General features: G+C 68.7%; 14 protein-coding genes. 10 read left to right on the forward strand and 4 right to left on the reverse strand.

Going from position 1 to position 17,093, the window contains the following annotated elements:
• Genes GKO32_RS00310 through GKO32_RS00355 form a run of 10 tightly spaced genes read left to right on the forward strand, consistent with a single transcriptional unit; the run spans position 1 to position 11,207 of the window.
• A complete protein-coding gene (locus GKO32_RS00310) occupies positions 1-402 on the forward strand; it encodes a Zn-ribbon domain-containing OB-fold protein (RefSeq protein ID WP_166459292.1) in 402 nt (133 codons plus the stop codon).
• Positions 399-1,307, forward strand: a complete 909-nt coding sequence (locus tag GKO32_RS00315; RefSeq protein ID WP_312867369.1) for a TIGR03620 family F420-dependent LLM class oxidoreductase — start codon at positions 399-401, stop codon at positions 1,305-1,307. Before GKO32_RS00310 ends, GKO32_RS00315 begins: the two co-directional genes overlap by 4 nt.
• Positions 1,304-2,452 (forward strand): DUF6537 domain-containing protein, encoded by a 1,149-nt coding sequence (locus tag GKO32_RS00320; protein WP_208024220.1) that lies wholly within the window; start codon positions 1,304-1,306, stop codon positions 2,450-2,452. Before GKO32_RS00315 ends, GKO32_RS00320 begins: the two co-directional genes overlap by 4 nt.
• The gene (locus GKO32_RS00325; RefSeq protein ID WP_312867370.1) at positions 2,446-3,810 is read left to right on the forward strand and encodes an FAD-binding oxidoreductase; all 1,365 of its coding nucleotides are present in this window, start codon (positions 2,446-2,448) and stop codon (positions 3,808-3,810) included. The genes GKO32_RS00320 and GKO32_RS00325 overlap by 7 nt, the downstream gene beginning before the upstream one ends.
• On the forward strand, positions 3,792-4,787 hold the full coding sequence (locus tag GKO32_RS00330) for an alcohol dehydrogenase catalytic domain-containing protein (protein ID WP_154754699.1): 996 nt from the start codon (positions 3,792-3,794) through the stop codon (positions 4,785-4,787). The genes GKO32_RS00325 and GKO32_RS00330 overlap by 19 nt, the downstream gene beginning before the upstream one ends.
• On the forward strand, positions 4,784-6,013 hold the full coding sequence (locus GKO32_RS00335; RefSeq protein ID WP_154754700.1) for a CoA transferase: 1,230 nt from the start codon (positions 4,784-4,786) through the stop codon (positions 6,011-6,013). Before GKO32_RS00330 ends, GKO32_RS00335 begins: the two co-directional genes overlap by 4 nt.
• A gap of 2 nt (positions 6,014-6,015) precedes the next feature.
• A complete protein-coding gene (locus GKO32_RS00340; protein ID WP_376765910.1) occupies positions 6,016-7,476 on the forward strand; it encodes an aldehyde dehydrogenase in 1,461 nt (486 codons plus the stop codon).
• Between the two features lie 55 nt (positions 7,477-7,531).
• On the forward strand, positions 7,532-9,136 hold the full coding sequence (locus GKO32_RS00345; RefSeq protein ID WP_154754702.1) for an NHL repeat-containing protein: 1,605 nt from the start codon (positions 7,532-7,534) through the stop codon (positions 9,134-9,136).
• Complete coding sequence (locus GKO32_RS00350; RefSeq protein WP_154754703.1) at positions 9,133-10,005, forward strand: TIGR03621 family F420-dependent LLM class oxidoreductase; 873 nt, start codon at positions 9,133-9,135, stop codon at positions 10,003-10,005. The genes GKO32_RS00345 and GKO32_RS00350 overlap by 4 nt, the downstream gene beginning before the upstream one ends.
• 5 nt (positions 10,006-10,010) lie before the next feature.
• Positions 10,011-11,207, forward strand: a complete 1,197-nt coding sequence (locus GKO32_RS00355) for an acyl-CoA dehydrogenase family protein (RefSeq protein WP_154754704.1) — start codon at positions 10,011-10,013, stop codon at positions 11,205-11,207.
• Positions 11,208-11,680: 473 nt separating this feature from the next.
• On the opposite strand, the gene GKO32_RS00360 is transcribed toward GKO32_RS00355, so the two are convergent.
• The 4 genes from GKO32_RS00360 to GKO32_RS00375 are packed head-to-tail and all read right to left on the reverse strand — an operon-like array spanning position 11,681 to position 17,093.
• Positions 11,681-12,628, reverse strand: a complete 948-nt coding sequence (locus GKO32_RS00360; RefSeq protein ID WP_208024221.1) for a hydroxymethylglutaryl-CoA lyase — start codon at positions 12,626-12,628, stop codon at positions 11,681-11,683.
• Positions 12,625-13,842 (reverse strand): CaiB/BaiF CoA transferase family protein, encoded by a 1,218-nt coding sequence (locus GKO32_RS00365; protein WP_154754706.1) that lies wholly within the window; start codon positions 13,840-13,842, stop codon positions 12,625-12,627. The genes GKO32_RS00360 and GKO32_RS00365 overlap by 4 nt, the downstream gene beginning before the upstream one ends.
• A gap of 31 nt (positions 13,843-13,873) precedes the next feature.
• On the reverse strand, positions 13,874-15,358 hold the full coding sequence (locus tag GKO32_RS00370; RefSeq protein WP_154754707.1) for an aldehyde dehydrogenase: 1,485 nt from the start codon (positions 15,356-15,358) through the stop codon (positions 13,874-13,876).
• Positions 15,351-17,093, reverse strand: a complete 1,743-nt coding sequence (locus GKO32_RS00375) for a phytoene desaturase family protein (protein WP_154754708.1) — start codon at positions 17,091-17,093, stop codon at positions 15,351-15,353. Before GKO32_RS00375 ends, GKO32_RS00370 begins: the two co-directional genes overlap by 8 nt.

Raw genomic sequence — 17,093 nt, forward strand, 5'->3', positions numbered from 1 at the left:
ATGACCACTGCGCGACCTCTTCCGCTCCGCTACCCCGAGGATGTCGAGCACCTCGACGGCGCGGCTCGCGGCGAGCTGCGCATCCCGGTGTGCGGCTCGTGCGGTCAGGCGTTCTGGCCGCCGTCCCCGGTGTGCCCGCGCGATTTCCGCCGCGACGTCGGATGGACGACCGATGCCGGCACCGGCCGGGTGCGCAGCTGGGTCCGGTTCCACAAGCAGTACTTCGACGGCGACGACGTGCCGTATGTCGTGGTGCAGGTCCGGCTCGACAGCGGCCCGAACCTGACGACGACGTGGACCGGCGCGGCCGATCCGGTGCTCGGTGAACCGGTCGCGGTGTCGTTCCGCGAGGTCGGCTATTCGGTGTGGCTGCCGGAATTCGGGCCGGGGGAGCGCGCGTGAAGCAGTCCCGTGAACTCGCGGCCCGGATCGGGCCGGCCGGCGTGTGGCTGTCCGTCCTGGCGGAGATTCCCGCCGCCGAGGCCGCGAAGGCCGCCCGTGTCGTCGAAGATCTCGGCTACGGCGCACTGTGGATCGGGGAATCCCCGGCGCACAAGGAAATCTTCACCAACGCCGCGTTGCTGCTGAGCGCGACCGCGCGGCTGACCGTGGCCACCGGCGTCGCGACCATCTGGGCGCGGGACGCGGTCGCGGCCGAGGGCGCGGCGCAGACCCTTGGCGAGGCCTTCCCCGGACGGTTCGTGCTCGGCCTGGGGGCCAGCCACGCCGAGGCCGGACGCGGACAAGGCCACGACCGGCCGTTGACGGCGTTGCGCGCATACCTCGACGCGCTGGACCGCGATCGCTACGAGGGGCCGCGCGCGGAACCCCCGGTGCCGCGGGTACTGGCGGCATTGCGGCCCAGGATGCAGGAACTGGCGCGCGACCGGAGTGCCGGGATGCACTCGTTCTTCGTGCCGCCCGCGCACACGGCGGCCGCCCGCGAACGCCTCGGACCGGAACCGTTGCTCGTTCCCGAACAGGCCGTGGTCGTCGACGCGGACGCCGCGCGGGCCCGTGCGATCGCGCGAGAGCACATCGCGACCCGCCTCGCGTTGCGCAACTACGTGAATCACTTGCGCGCCTTGGGTTTCGATGGCGAGGACTTCGCCGGCGGAGGCAGTGACCGCTTGGTGGACGCGCTGGTCGTGTGCGGCGACGCGCGGCTGGTGGCTGCCCGCGTCCGCGAGCACCTCGCCGCGGGCGCGGACCACGTGGCGATCCATCCGCTGACCCGGACGCCAGGCGTCGAGTCGGTCCTGGACCAGCTCCGGGCGCTCGCGGCAGAGGGAGGGGTCCCGTCGTGACCGATGACCGTTACCGCGCGGCCGAAGGGCAGTTCCAGCTGACCGGTGTCCAGGCGCCGGCCCGGCTGCCGCTTGACGTCCGCCGCGCCGACCAGCGCGCGGGGCTGTGCACGGCGGCGTTCGTGTCCGGCTACGAAGGCTCCCCGCTCGGCGGGTACGACCTCGAACTGGGCAAACAGGCCAGGTCGCAGCACCGACGGGTCGACGGAGTGACCGGCTACTGGTACGGCAAGTCCCCAGGCCTGGACCGCGCTTCGGATGCCTTGCGGCACAACAACCTCATGGGCACCCACCGGCTCGACGGCGCACTGGCGCTGGTCGGCGACGACCCGGGCGCGCAGTCCTCGACGGTGCCCGGCAGCTCCGAACTGCTGCTGGCCGACCTGGGCATGCCGACGCTGTATCCGGCGGATCCGCAGGAGTTGCTCGACCTCGGGCAGCAAGCGGTCGCGCTGCCGCGGGTGTGCGGGCTCTGGGTGGGGTTCAACATCGCCACCAACGACGCCGACGGGACCGGCACCGTGCGGGTCGGCCCCCGCCGGTTCCGTTCGGTGGCGCCGGACCCGGTCGTCGGCGGGAAGACGTTCACCCACGAAATGACCGCCCGGATGCTGCAGCCGGACCTCGGCAGGCTGGAAAGCAGCCGCGACGGCGCCCGCCTGGAACTCGCCCGCCGCTACGCCGCAGCCAACGGGCTGAACACCATTCTCGGCGGCGCCGACGCCCGGATCGGGATCGCCGCGGCGGGCAAGACCTACCACGATCTCCGCCAGGCGCTGGAGATCCTGGGCCTCGACGAACCGGAACTCGAGCGCCGCGGCGTGCGGTTGCTGCGGGCCGCGATGGTGCACCCCCTCGATCCGGAGATCGTCGCCCGGTTCGCCGCCGGACTGCGCGAAAATCTGACAGCGGGACGGCGGCTGCGCGGAACGCGGCTGGATCCGTTCGGCCACACCGCGATCCGGCGGTTGGAACGCGACTTGATCACCGAGTACGAACTGGTCATCGGTGAGCTGGCCGAGCGCCTGCCCGATCTCGTGCGCGGCTACGAGGACGTCAAACTCGGCAGTGTCGCGAACTACCGGACCGCCGTCGCACAGCAGATGGACGAGTTCCGCGCGGTGAAAGCCGGTGCGCCGTGCTGAACGAACTTCGCCGGGCATTGCCTGCCGGCCGCGTCCTCACCGACCCCGACATCCTCGCCGCGTACGCCCACGACGAGGCGCTGTGGGCCCCGCACGACCTGCCGCTCGCGGTCGTTCGCGCGCACACCGCCGAAGAGATCCAGCAGACAATGCAGGTGTGTCTGCGCCACCGGACACCGATCGTGCCGCGCGGTGCCGGCACGGGTCTGTCGGGCGGCGCGAACGCGGTCGCCGGCGGGATCGTGCTGTCCACCGAGCGGATGACCGCGATCCGCGAGATCGACACAGGCGAACGGCTCGCCGTGGTCGAACCAGGGGTCGTGAACGAGACGTTGCGGTCGGCGTGCGCGGAACACGGCCTGTGGTATCCGCCGGACCCGGCGAGCGCGCCGTGGTCGACCATCGGCGGCAACGTCGCGACCAACGCCGGCGGCCTGTGCTGCGTCAAATACGGCGTCACCCGGGACTACGTGCTCGGGATGGAGGTCGTGACCGGGACCGGGGAACTGGTCCGGCTCGGCCGCCGGACGGCGAAGGGCGTCGCCGGGTACGACCTCACCGGGCTGATGGTCGGTTCGGAAGGCACTCTCGGCGTCGTCACCGAGGTCACCGTGCGGCTGCGCGGCGCACGGGCCGGCGAACGCACGGTCGCTGGATATTTTCCCAGTCTGTCGGCGGCGGGAGACGCCGTCGCGGCCGTCGCGGCGTCCGGCGTCGTGCCCTCCGCGCTGGAACTGATCGACCGGCACACTCTCGCCGAGGTGGACGCCTGGAAGAACATGGGTCTGTCCGCCGAGGCGGAGGCGGTTTTACTCGGCCGCACCGACGCACCCGGCGAGGACGAGGCACAGGTGCTGGCGAACTGCTTCGCCGAGGCCGGGGCTACCTGGGCGGCCGTATCGTCCGATGCGGACGAAGCGGAGGCGTTGTTCGCCGCGCGGCGGCTGGCATATCCGGCGCTCGAACGGCTCGGCCCGGTGCTCACCGAGGACGTGTGCGTACCCCGCGCCGCGGTGCCGGAAATGCTGCGGCGGATCGAAAACATCGGTGCCCGCCACGAGGTGCGGATCGCGAATGTCGCGCACGCCGGGGACGGCAACCTGCATCCGGTGCTCGTCGTCCCGGCCGACGAGCGGGAACGGGCGCAGGCCGCGTTCGAGGCGATCCTGGACGAGGCGATCTCGCTCGGCGGCACGGTCACCGGGGAACACGGCGTCGGCCTGCTCAAACGCGGCGGGCTCACCCGGGAACTCAGCCCGGCGGTGCTCGCGATGCACGCGGCGGTCAAACAGGCACTCGATCCGCACGGAATCCTCAACCCGGGCAAGGTGATCGCGTCGTGCGTGCCGTCGTCCTGAGCGGTCCGGGAGCGCTGGCGGTCACTGAGATGGATTGCCCGGAACCCGGCCCCGGCGAGGTCCTGGTCGAGGTCGCGGCCTGCGGAGTGTGCGGGCACGACCAAGCCGACCGCGCCGGATTGCTGAACATTCCGTTGCCCGCGGTGCTCGGCCACGAGATCGCCGGAACTGTCGTGGCTGGCGGAACCCGGTTCGCGGTAGGGGATCGGGTCGCCGCGAAGCAGTTCGGCACCTGCGGCCACTGCGAATCGTGCGTAACCGGGGACGAATTGCGCTGCCCGCGCCGTGCGTTCCTCTACGGCGGGTTCGCCGATTACGCCGTCCTCCCGGAATCTGCTCTGCTTCCGGTGCCGCCTGAGGTCCCGCTGGCCGAGGCCGCGGTCGTCGCCTGCGCAGTCGGCACCGAACTGCAAGCTCTCCGCCGGGTGGCGCGGGTCGAGCCCGGCGAGACGGTTCTGATCACGGGAGCCGGTGGCGGTCTGGGTTTGCACGCCGTCCAGGTCGCCGCCGCGCTCGGGGCCCGCGTGCTCGCGCTCACCGGGAACCCGGCGAAGACCGCGCAGCTGAGGAAATCTGGTGCCGCGCGCGTGATTCTCACGGGAGACACCGGCTGGCAGGACATTCTCGACGCGACCGACGGCCGCGGTGCCGACGTCGTGCTCGACAACACGGGGCATCAATCGGTGTTCCGCCAAGCCTTTCGTGGTCTCGCGCACGCGGGCCGGTACGTGCTGACCGGGCAGGTCAGCGGGGAGCCGATCCGGGTCCACCCGGCTTTCGTGTTCGAGAAAGAAGCCGTCATCACCGGCTCGGGATCCACGCTGCTGAGCACGTTCGCCGAGGCTCTGGCTTTGGTCGCGGAGGGCAGGGTGCAACCGGTGGTGACTGCCTACCCGCTCGAAGACGCGGCACGCGCCTTCACCGACCAGGTCACTGGCCGCGCCGTGCTCGTTCCCAGCTTCGGAGGACAGTCATGACCAGCCCCTTGGCCGGTACCCACGTCGTCGAATGCGCGAGTTTCGTCGCCGGACCGACCGGCGGCCTGACGCTCGCCCAACTGGGTGCCGACGTCGTCCGCATCGACCCGATCGGCGGCGGCAGCGACTACCTCCGCTGGCCGGTCGCGCCGACGGGGGAGAGCTACTACTGGGCCTCCCTGAACAAGGGCAAGCGCTCGGTCGCGATCGATCTGCGCAACCCCGAAGGCCGCGAACTCGTCCTCGCTCTGGCCACCGCTTCCGGCCGCGACCGCGGAATCCTGATCGACAACGCCGTCGGACGGCCGTGGCTGGCTCACGAACGGCTGACGGCCCTCCGCCCCGACCTGGTCCACGTGCGCGTCCAGGGTTATCCGGACGGGCGGCCCGCGGTCGACTATACGGTCAACGCCGAGGCCGGGGTTCCCGGAATTACCGGCAGCGACGACTGGGCCGCCCCGGTGAACCACGTACTGCCGGCGTGGGATCTCGTCACCGGACTGAGCGTCGCGACCGGAGTGCTCGCCGCGCTGCACCGCCGCGACCGCGCTGGCGAAGGGTCCTTTGTGGAGCTGGCTCTCTCCGATGTGGCCCTCGCCGGGGTCGCGAACCTGGGGTGGCTGTCGGAAGCCGCCGACCGGGAAGGCGAACGGCCCCGGCACGGCAACCACATCTACGGCAGTTTCGGCGTCGACTTCGCCTGCCGGGACGGCGCCCGCGTGATGGTCGTGGCACTCACCGGCGGCCAGTGGCGCGCGTTGCAGACGGCGACCGGGACCGCGGAGGTGTTCACCGCGCTGGAACGGGCATTGCACGCGGACCTGCGCGAGGAGACCGAGCGATATCGCCTCCGCGAAACCGTCGCGGCGATTTTGCGGCCGTGGTTCGCCGCGCGCGACCTCGACGAGGTCGGCAAGGAACTGGACGCTGCCCGGGTCCTGTGGGGCCGCTACCGCGGGATGGCCGATCTCGTCGCCGAACACCGCGCGCAGGCACACGAGGTGCTCGCCGACCTGCGGCTGCCCAGCGGCAGCCCGGCTGTCACCGCGCGGTCCCCATTGCGCTTCTCCGGCGAACGCGGTCCCGCCGGCGCCTGCCCGGCGCTCGGCGCGGACACCGATTCCGTACTGGCCGACGTTCTCGGCCTCACCGCCGCCGAACTCGGCGGCCTACACGACCGGCGGGTCATCGCCACGCCGGACAACCCGTACAAGGAGGTACGTTGACCATCGATTCGAGCACTGAGCTCGACCGGACCCGGTTCTTCATCGACGGCGCCTGGACGGAGCCGAAGGGCGCCGAAACCCACGTCGCCCTGGAAGCGGCCACCGAGAAACCGCTGGGCCTAGCCGCTTTGGGCTCCGATGCCGACATCGACGCGGCTGTCCGCGCCGCCCGCCGCGCGCTCGACGAGGGACCGTGGGGCCGGACCACGGCTGCGGAACGCGCGGCGACCATGCGCCGGTTCGCAGAGGCACTGGCCGCCCGCGCCACCGGCACCGCCATGCTCGTCAGCCGCGAGAACGGCATGCCGATCGGGCTGTCGAACGCCTTCAACGGAGATGCTCCGGCGGGCCTGCTGAACATGTACGCGGACCACATCGAGTCGACGCCGCTGGAAGAAATCCGGCCGAGCGCGTCCGGGTCGACGGTCGTGCGCCGCGCTCCGGTGGGCGTGGTCGCCGCGATCACGCCGTGGAACTACCCGCAGGTGCTCGCGATGATGAAAATCGCGCCGGCCTTGGCAGCGGGCTGCACTGTGGTGCTCAAGCCGTCACCGGAAACCGCGCTCGACGGTTACGTTCTCGGCGACGCCGCCGCGGAAGCCGGATTGCCGCCGGGCGTGCTCAACATCGTGGTCGCGGGCCGGGAAGCCGGTGCTTCGCTGGTGTCCCATCCGCTGGTGGACAAGGTCGCGTTCACCGGATCCACCGCGGCGGGGCGGACCATCGGCGCGGAATGCGGACGCCTGATCCGCCGGTGCACGCTGGAACTGGGCGGGAAATCGGCGGCCATCGTGCTCGACGACGCGGACCTCGACACCTTCGTCGCCGGTCTCGACAACGCCTGCTTCCAGAACAACGGCCAGACCTGCACCGTCCAGTCGCGCATTCTCGCCCCGCGTTCGCGCTACGCCGAGGTGGTCGACGCGGTCGCCCAGTACGCCCGCGAAATGGTGCTCGGCGACCCGCTCGACCCGGCTGTCACCTGCGGACCGATGGCCAGCAAAGCGCAGCTTGACCGGGTCCTCGGCTACCTCGAACTGGGCCGAGCTTCGGACGCCCGGCTGGTGGCGGGCGGCGGCCGTCCCGCCGGGCTTGCCCGCGGCTGGTTCGTGGAGCCCACGGTGTTCGCCGACGTGGACAACCGCGAGCGGATCGCGCAGGAGGAGATCTTCGGCCCGGTCGTCACCATCACGCCCTACGAGGACGAGGACGACGCGGTCCGCCTCGCCAACGACAGCGAATACGGGCTCGGCGGTTCGGTCTGGACCGCCGACGAGGACCGTGGCCTCGCGCTTGCCCGCCGCGTGCGGACCGGGACGATCGGCCTCAACTACTACCTGCAGGACCTCGGCGCGCCGTTCGGCGGCATGAAGGGCAGCGGCCTCGGCCGCGAACTCGGTCCCGAGGCACTCGACAGCTACCTGGAATTCCAGTCCGTCTACGCCAGCGCCGCTCAGCTCTGATCCGGATCCCCGGGGCCGCCGCGGCCCCGGGGACCGACCGCGGAGGAGAAGACCCGTGTCCACTGCCCGACGCCTGCGCTCTGTCGCGCTCGCCCTCGCGCTTGTCCTGCCCCTCACTGCTGGCCCCGACGCTGCCGCCGCCACCCGCTACCGGGTCCAGCGGTTGGTCGCCGGCACCACGCTGCACTCGCCAAACGGCATCGCCCTCGCCCCGAACGGCGACCTGCTCACCGCCAGCCTCGCCAGCGAAACCGTCTCCATAGTGGACCCGCGCACCGGACGGAACCGCACGCTCGTCGGTCCGCGCGACGGCCGTTCCGACGATCTCACGGTCGCCCCCTCCGGCGAAATCTTGTGGACCGACCCGGTCGGCGGTGTCGTGAAAGGACGCGCGCCGGACGGCCGGATCCGCATCGTCGCCCACGACCTTCCGGGCGTCAACTCCATCGCGTTCGACCGATCCGGCAAACACCTGTACGTCGGCCAGCTGACTTTCGCCGACGCGCTGTGGGAGATCGACCCCGCAGGCCAGATCGCGCCGCGACTCGTCGCGCGCGACCCGGGCGGGCTCAACGCGTTCGCCTTCGGACCAGACGGAATGCTCTACGCGCCACGCTCGAAATACGGGGAAGTGGCCCGGGTCGATCCGCGAACCGGAGCGATTTCGGTCATCGCCCGAGGATTCCGCCAGCCAGTGTCCGTCCGCTTCGATTCCCGGGATCGGCTCTACGCCCTCGACGGCGCGACCGGCCAGCTCGCCCGGATCGGCCCGGACGGCGCCAAGTACACCGTGGCGACGCTGCCCGGCGCTGATGACAACATGATCATTAGCCCCAGCGGGCACGCATACGTCAGCAATATGGCCGACAGCTCCATTTCGCGGATCGATCTGGACACGGGAGTCGTCAAGCTCGTGAGGTCGAGCAGGCTAGCGTTCCCCGCGGACCTCGCCTCAGACGGGCGCACGCTCTACGTCGCGGACTCGACCGCGCTGCGCACCGTGGACGCGCGCACCGGCGCGGTCGGCGAAATCCAGCGCCGGCTGTCGTCCTCGCTGGAGTTTCCGTCCGGGATCAGCGTCACCGCCGGGCATTTCGTGCTCACCTCGGAATTGATCGGGTCGGTACAGGTGGTCGACCGCGCGACCGGGAAGGTCGTCCGTGAGGTGCACGGCCTCGACAATCCTGCGGACGCCGTCGAACTGCCCGACGGCAGCCTGGTGATTTCCGAGCCCGCGAAGGGACGGCTGCTTCACGCTGTCGGCGAGACTGTGCGTCCTCTCGCCGAAAACCTCGGGACACCAACGGGTCTCGCCGTTACTCAACGCGGGACCGTCCTGGCCGCCGACGCTGGCGGCCGCCTGTTCGAGGTCGAGCCCGCTTCCGGGACGACTGTCGAACGGGCCTCCGGACTCGGGGGACTCCGGGCGGTCGCGGTCCAACCGGACGGATCGGTGGTCGTGCTCGACGTCGCCGGTCGCCGCGTGCTTTCGGTGAACCGGCAGGGAAAGCCCAAGGTGCTCGCCACCGGCCTCGACGTCGGCTACCTGCGCGTGCCGTACGCCCGATCCGGCGGGCTCGCGATCGGCTCCGACGGGACTGTCTACGTCGCCGCGGACCGGCACAACGCCATCGACGCGATCCGGAAGACTCACCGATGACCAAGCGAGATTTCCGGTTCGGCGTCAACCTGCTCACGCCGTCCTCGCGCGCCGAATGGCAGGCGCGCTGCCGCGACGCCGAGGACCTCGGCTACGACGTCATCGCGGTCGCCGATCACCTCGGCATGCCAGCGCCCTTGCCCGCACTGGTTTCGGCGGCCGAGGCCACCACCCGTCCGCGGCTCGCGGTGTTCGCGCTCAACTCCGGCTTCTACAACCCGGTGCTGCTGGCCCGCGATCTCGCAGGCACCGACGCACTCGTGGACGGACGCCTGGAGATCGCACTCGGAACGGGCTATGCGAAGCCCGAGTTCGACCGTGCCGGGATTCCCTGGCGCAGCGCGTCCGAACGGGTCGGCCATCTCGAACGCACCGTGCTGGAGGTCGGGCGGCTCCTCGCTGCCCCGGAGCACCGGCCAAGCCCGGTCCGACGGCCGCCGATGTGCGTCGCGGGCAACGGCGACCGGGTCCTGCGGATCGCCGCCGAACACGCCGACATCGTCGCTTTCAGCGGAGCCGCACCCGGGCAACGTCCCGGCATGCTCCGGTTCCTCGGCCCGGACGCGCTCGCCCAGCGGGTGGACCACGTGCAGCAATCGGCCCGGCACCGCTTCGACGCTCTGGAACTCAACCTGCTCGTCCACGCCGTCGCCCTCGACGGCGACCGGCGAAGCGCGATCGCCCGGCTGCCCCGGTTCGAGTCCGGCCCGTCCGATCCGGCGCAGGTACCGACTGTCCTTTCCGGACCTCCGGCGGAGATCGCGGAAACCCTTCACCAGCACCGGGAGAGGTACGGGTTCTCCTACTTCACGGTGCCCGAACCGGCGATGCGCGATTTCGCGCGCGTCATCGCCGCAGCGAGGAGCTGACCCTGATGGCTCGTTTGGCCCGGACCACGGGATTGTCCGATGTGCAGCAGGAGATTCTGTCGACGGTGCGGTCGTTCGTGGACAAGGAGATCATTCCGCACGCGCAGGCCTTGGAGCACGCGGACGAGTACCCGGCCGAGATCGTCGAGGGCATGAAGGAGATGGGGCTGTTCGGGCTCACCATCCCGGAGGAGTACGGCGGCCTCGGCGAATCGCTGCTCACCTATGCCCTGGTGGTCGAGGAGATCGCGCGCGGCTGGATGAGCGTGTCCGGCGTGATCAACACCCACTTCATCGTGGCACACATGATCAAGCAGCACGGGACGCCCGAGCAGAAGCAGCATTTCCTGCCGAGGATGGCGACCGGCGAGGTCCGCGGCTCGTTCTCGATGTCCGAGCCCGATCTGGGTTCCGACGTGGCGGCGATCAAGACCCGCGCCCGCCGCGACGGGGACGAGTATGTGATCGACGGCGCGAAGATGTGGCTGACCAACGGTGGCTCCTCCAATCTGATCGCGCTGTTGGTGAAGACGGACGAGGGCGCGGAGAAGGCGCACCGGAACCTGACGACGTTCCTGGTCGAGAAGCCGTCCGGGTTCGGCGAGGTGCTTCCGGGGCTGACGATCCCGGGCAAGATCGACAAAATGGGCTACAAGGGCGTCGACACCACCGAGGCGGTGTTCGACGGCGTCCGCGTCAGCGCGGACAAGGTGCTGGGGAACGCGCCGGGCAAGGGTTTCTCCTCCATGATGGACGGCGTCGAGGTCGGCAGGGTGAACGTCGCCGCGCGGGCGTGCGGCATCGCGATCAGGGCGTTCGAACTGGCCGTGGAGTACGCCCAGCAGCGCAAGACCTTCGGTAAGCCGATCGCCGAGCACCAGGCGATCGCGTTCAAGCTCGCCGAGATGGCGACGAAGGTCGAGGCCGCGCACCTGATGATGGTCAACGCCGCCCGCCTCAAGGATTCCGGCGAGCGCAACGACGTCGAGGCCGGCATGGCGAAACTGGTCGCGAGCGAGTACTGCGCCGAGATCACCCAGGACGCATTCCGCATCCACGGCGGCTACGGCTACTCGAAGGAGTACGAGATCGAACGCCTGATGCGCGAGACGCCGTTCCTGCTCATCGGCGAAGGCACCAGCGAAATCCAGAAGACCATCATCAGTCGCGGCCTGCTCCGCGAGTACCGGATCAACCGCTGACTTGCCCGTCACAACATCTTTTCGACCTGCGGAAGGACATGCACGCGTGACATGACCCGTGACGCGAACCGAACTAAGGCAACCGGAACCAGCGCAGGCGCTGGCCGCCCGGACCAGGCCACCGCGGGATGTGGGCCGGCGGCCGGGTCCGCACGTTCGGGCCGTTGCGCTGCGGCGAACCAGCCGCCAGGCGCAGCGAAGTCCGGTCCCTGACCGGGAAACAAGGACGATGCAGATTCCAGCCTGCCGGCCCGCGACGATAACGGACCGGAGCAACCGCCTGCGGACGGCGACCGTGGCTACCCCGCGACGTGGAGGGTTATCCGGGCCTGGTCGTCCATGGCCCGCTGCAGGCATCGGCGATGGCCGAGGCTGCCCGGGCGCAGGACTTCCACGGTGCGGTCGCCGCCTTCCGCGAGAAGCGGCCGTTCGAGTTCGACGGCCGCTGGCAGGGGGCGGCGCCCCGTGGTGTGTCACACAAGCCTGCCGGCTGGGCGACGAGGTGGCACACGCGCGCGGTCACCTGCTTTCAACAGATTACTGGGCAGCGTGCGGCCGACCGCGATTTCGGCGGCTGCGGCGGCCCGCAGCAGGAGTCCGAGGTTCACGCCCGTTTCGACGGCCATGTCCTGGCAAAGGTACACAAGCTCTTCAGTGGCAACGTTTCCACTCGCACCGGGGGCGAACGGGCATCCGCCAAGACCGCCGACCGAAGCGTCGATGTCGACGATTCCCACCTGCATCGCGGCAAGGATGCCGGCGAGCCCGGCACCTCGGGTGTTGTGCATGTGCAGACCGATCGGAGTGGATGCCACCCGCTCGCGCACCGACTCCACGAGCTCTACGATTCGCCTGGGGGTCGCCGTCCCGATTGTGTCGGCCAAGCAGACTCGGTCGACACCCGATTCCTGTGCATGCTCGACAACCTCGTGCACTCTCGCCGGTTTGGTCGGCCCATCGAAGGGACAGTCCCACGCGGTGGCAACGATCACTTCACACCGGCCCCCGGCCTTCCGCACGGCTGCCGCGATCTCGGGTATCGCGTCGGTGGCCTCACGCGTCGAACGGCGGACATTCGCCTGACTGTGACCGTCGGCGGCCGAGACGACGTATTCCACATTCGCGATGCCGGCGTTGATCGCGCGGACGGCTCCCCGTGGGCTCGCGACGAGAGCCGACCATTCGATCTCGGGCCATCGATGAAGCTCGGCGGCGACCTTCTCGGCGTCGGCCATGGCCGGGACGGCTCGGGGCGACACGAACGCGGTCGCTTCGATTCTCCGCAGACCGGCCGCGACAAGGCTTTCCAGGAGGCGCAGTTTGTCGGCGGTGGGAATGGGTTTTTCGATCTGCAGGCCGTCCCGGGGCCCGACCTCTCGGAGATTGATGGCCGCGGGCAGGGACAAGGGGAAACCGCTCACTGGGACTCCTTCTGGTCCACGCCTTCCGGCGTCGAAGCGAGAATCTCGCGGAGTACCTCGGCGTTGTGGTAACCGGGTTCGGCGGGGCCCGCCCATCGAACGGACTTCGGAGACGCCGAGAACTTCGGGACGACGCCGGGCCCGAGCACGTTCTCACCGACTCGCTCGTCGTAATGAGGGACCAGCATCTCCCTGGCCTCAAAGTGCGGGTCGGAAACGATTTCCTTCGCTGTCCACAATGGACCGACGACGACGTCGGCATCGTCGAGCAGCCGTTGCACGGTCTCCGCGTCGTGCCCGGCCACCCATTCCGCGACGATTCCCTCGACGAGGTCCTGGTTCCGCCCGCGGTCCACGTGCGTCGCGAACCGGGGATCGTCCGCCAGTTCCGGGCGGGCCATGGCCCGGCACAGCCGTCGGAAAACCGTGTCCTGATTGGCCGCGACGATGACCCAGACTCCGTCCGCCGTTTTGAACAGATTCGACGGCGCGATGCCGTCCAGCCGCGTGCCCGAAGGCCGGCGGACCCGGCCGAGACGATCGAATTCCGGGATCATGGATTCGGTCAGCGCGAGGCAGGATTCGGCCAGCGAGACATCGACGACCTGCCCCAGGCCCGTCCTCGACCGGTGCTGCAGCGCCGCCACGGCACCGAGCGCGGCGAACAGGCCCCCGAGTGAGTCGCCCAGGGAAATCGCCATCCGTGGTGGCGCCTGTCCCGGATATCCGTTGATCGCCCGCAAGCCCCCCATCGCCTCGGCCACGGACGCGTATCCAGGTCGCTTACTGTACGGCCCCGTCTGCCCGAACCCCGAGACCCGGACCAGGACGAGCCCCTTGTTCGCCGCCGACAATGTGGGGTAATCCAGATTCCATTTCTCCATTGTTCCCGGCCGGAAATTCTCGACCACCACGTCGGCCGTCCGGGCGAGTTCGAGGAACGGTTTCCGGCCGTCCGGCGAACGAAGATCCAACGTGATACAGCGTTTGTTCCGTGCGTGCACGGTCCACCAAAGGTGGTGGTCGCGATAGGCTTCCTGGCCCCATGTCCGTAACGGGTCCGGACGATCGGGCGCCTCCACCTTGATCACATCGGCGCCGTAGTCGGCCAGCAGCCGGGTCGCAAACGGACCGGCCACCACGGAGCCGAGTTCGATGACACGAATTCCGGTCAGCGGGCCGCGTTCGGTCCGCACCACGGGCTCTGAGGGCATGGGCGCCCGCACTCCTTTCTGGGCAAGAAACTCAGGTGCGCAGTACGAACGGATCTTCCATCCGGCCCTGATCCAGGTTGACCCAGACACTCTTGGGGTGGCAATACTCGTTCAGTACCGACGGGCCGTTCTCGACTCCCATGCCGCTCTGCTTGAAGCCCGCACGCGGGGACAGCGGTGACATCGCCCGGTAGGTGTTGACCCATATCGTTCCGCACTCCAGTGATTCCGCCATCCGGTGCGCACGCCCGAGATCCGATGTCCACACTCCGGCGGCGAGACCGAATTCGGTGTCGTTCGCCTGCCGGACGACCTCTTCTTCCGTGGTGAAACGCATGGCCGCCATCACCGGACCGAAGATTTCCTCCTGGCAAATGGTGTGCGTATTCTCCACCCCGGTGAAAATCGTCGGCTGATAGAACCACCCGTCGCCCTGACCGACGGGCCGGGCACCCCCCAGCAGGAGATCGCCGCCCTCCCGCAGGCCCAGCTCGACGTAGCGTTCGACCTTCTCGAGCTGTTCCCGGAGCGCAAGGGGCCCGAGTTCGGTGGCCGCTTCCAGCGGATCGCCGATGCGAATCGTCTTCGCGCGATCGACCACCTTCGCCAATACCTCGTCGTAGATCGAATCCTGAAGGAAAACTCGTGAACCCGCGATACAGCTCTGCCCGCCGGCCGCGAAGATTCCCGCCACGATGCCGGTCGCCGCGTTGTCCAGGTCCGAATCCGCGAAGACGATATTGGGCGACTTTCCACCCAGTTCCAGCGCCACGCCCGCGAGCCGGCTGCCTGCTTCCCGGGCGATATCACGGCCGGTCGCGGTACTGCCGGTAAAGGCGATCTTGGCGACTCCCGGATTGCGGACCAGTGGTGCACCGGCCTCGGTTCCGTAACCGGTGACGATGTTGATGACACCGGGCGGAAATCCCGCCTGATCGAACAGTTGCGCCAGGGCGAGCACGGAAGCGGCGGTGTGTTCGGACGGTTTGACCACCACGGTGTTTCCTGCCGCGAGTGCGGGCGCGACCTTCGTGGTGGTCAGCAACAACGGCGAATTCCAGGGGGTGATCGCGCCGATCACGCCGAGCGGTTCCCTGCGTGTGTAGTTGAGAATCGCCGGATCCAGCGTGTTCAGCAGTTCACCGTTGACCTTGTCGGCCAGGCCGCCGAAATAGTGATAGTACTCAGGCAACGCTTTGACCTGACCCAGCATTTCCCGCAGCAGCTTGCCGTTGTCGAGCGACTCCTTGCGGGCCAGTTCTTCGGTGTTCTCCTCGATCAGGTCGCCGAGGCGCCTGAGCAGTTTTCCGCGTTTGGTCGGGGTGAGCCGGGGCCAAATCCCGACCGAAAAGGCGTTTTGCGCCGCGACGACAGCATCGGTGACGTCCACGTGGTTGCCCCGTGCGGCCCGGTACCACGGCCGGCCCGTGGCCGGGTTGAAGCTGTCGAAGTATTCACCCGTCGCCGGTGGACGCCAATCTCCGCCGATGAAATGGTCGTAGTGATGTTCAGTCATTCCGCCCGGCCTTCGAGCCAAGTTGCGAACTACGAGTGAAGAACTTGACCACCTGGCGGAGCGCGGGCTGGCGTGCGACGCGATAGCCCAATTCGCGACCGTACCTACTGCCCATGACACGATCGGGCAAGCCCCGGTGAAGCTTGGCCGTGACCGGCGCGGACGGGACGGTTCTGGACCCGTCGAGGTCCTCCAGCACCGTTTTCGCCGCGTTGTGTCCGTTCGCGCCTATCACACCCCCGCCGGGGTGGGTACCTGAACCGCAGAGATAGTAACCGCCGACCGGAGTACGGTAGTCGGCCAGCGCGGGAATCGGCCGGTTGCCGAAGAGCTGGTCGAAGTACATTGCTCCGTGGAAAATGTTGCCACCGGTCAGGTGATATTCGCGTTCCAGATCCAGCGGGGTGAGCACGACCCGGTCCAGAACATGCCCGCGGAGATTCGGCGCGTAACGGAACACCGTCTCCAGAACCGCGTCGGCGAACTCGTCACGTTTCTCGTCCCAGGTGGTACCGGCGAGCTCGTAGGGAATCTGCAGTACGCCAAGGGTCATCGTGTGCTTTCCGGGGGGCGCGAGAGTCGGATCGGTCGTGGACTGGATCATCGCTTCGACCACGAACTCGTCCGGCAGCTCTCCGCGCCGTTGAGCCTCCCACGCCAGCTCGAACGTCTCGACCGAGGCATTCATGATCTGCTGGGCTTCGTGCTGGGGACCGCGGCCAGGGGGGAAACCGATGTACTCGGGAAGTTCATCGATAAGCAGATGAATTCGCGCCATGGAACCCCGGTAGTCGAACTGGCTGATCGACTTCCTGACCGCGGGCTTCAGCGCTCCGCTCGGCAGCAGGTCGAGCGAGCGCAACGGATCGGCGTTCGACACGACAACGGGCGCACGGAAGATTTCGCCCGACTTCAGCCGTACCCCGGTGGTGCGACCGCGTGACACCAGCACCTCCGCCACCGGCGAACCGGTCCGGATGACCGCGCCGTGGGCCTCGGCCGACTTCGCGATCGCGCCGGTGATGCCGCCCATCCCGCCCTTGACCAGACCCCATTGGCCGAGGTGACCCTTGAATTCGCCGACCGAATGGTGTCCGTAGACACCTGCCGTGCCCGGGGTCGACGGGCCACCCCAGATCGATACCATGCCGAAAAAGGTGAACAGTCCCTTGATGTTGCCGGACTCGAAGTAGCGATCAAGAAGGTCCTTGATCGAGGACAGCACGAACTCGTCGAACAGTCCCTCTGCGCCCGCCTCTTCGAAAGCGCGCATGACCTCGGAGCGGCTGGTCGGAGGTCGCATGAGAAACGGCGTAATAATGGATGCGAACTGCTTGACGTGAAGGCCGAAATCCAGGAACGACTTGGCGTCGGCCTCGCTGAATTTGGCCAGCTCCTTGAGGGTGCGGTCCATGTCCTTCCAGAGGAACAGGTGACTGCCGTCCGGGAAGATACCGACCTCGAGTGCCTCGTTCTGGTACAACTCGAGCCCGTATTTCTCCAGTTCCAGGTCCCGCAGGAGCTCCGGCCGGAGCAGGCCCGCGATGAACGCGCAGGAGGACCACTTGGCGCCGGGGATGAGTTCTTCGGTGACACACGCACCACCGACCACATCGCGGGCCTCGAGCACCAGGACGCGGCGGCCGGCCCGGGCGAGATAGTTCGCCGTGATCAGACCATTGTGACCGGCACCGACGACAATCGCGTCGTAGGCCTTGGTTCCGTTTTCAGACAT

The organism is Amycolatopsis pithecellobii, assembly GCF_009707865.1.
Lineage (GTDB): Bacteria > Actinomycetota > Actinomycetes > Mycobacteriales > Pseudonocardiaceae > Amycolatopsis_E > Amycolatopsis_E pithecellobii.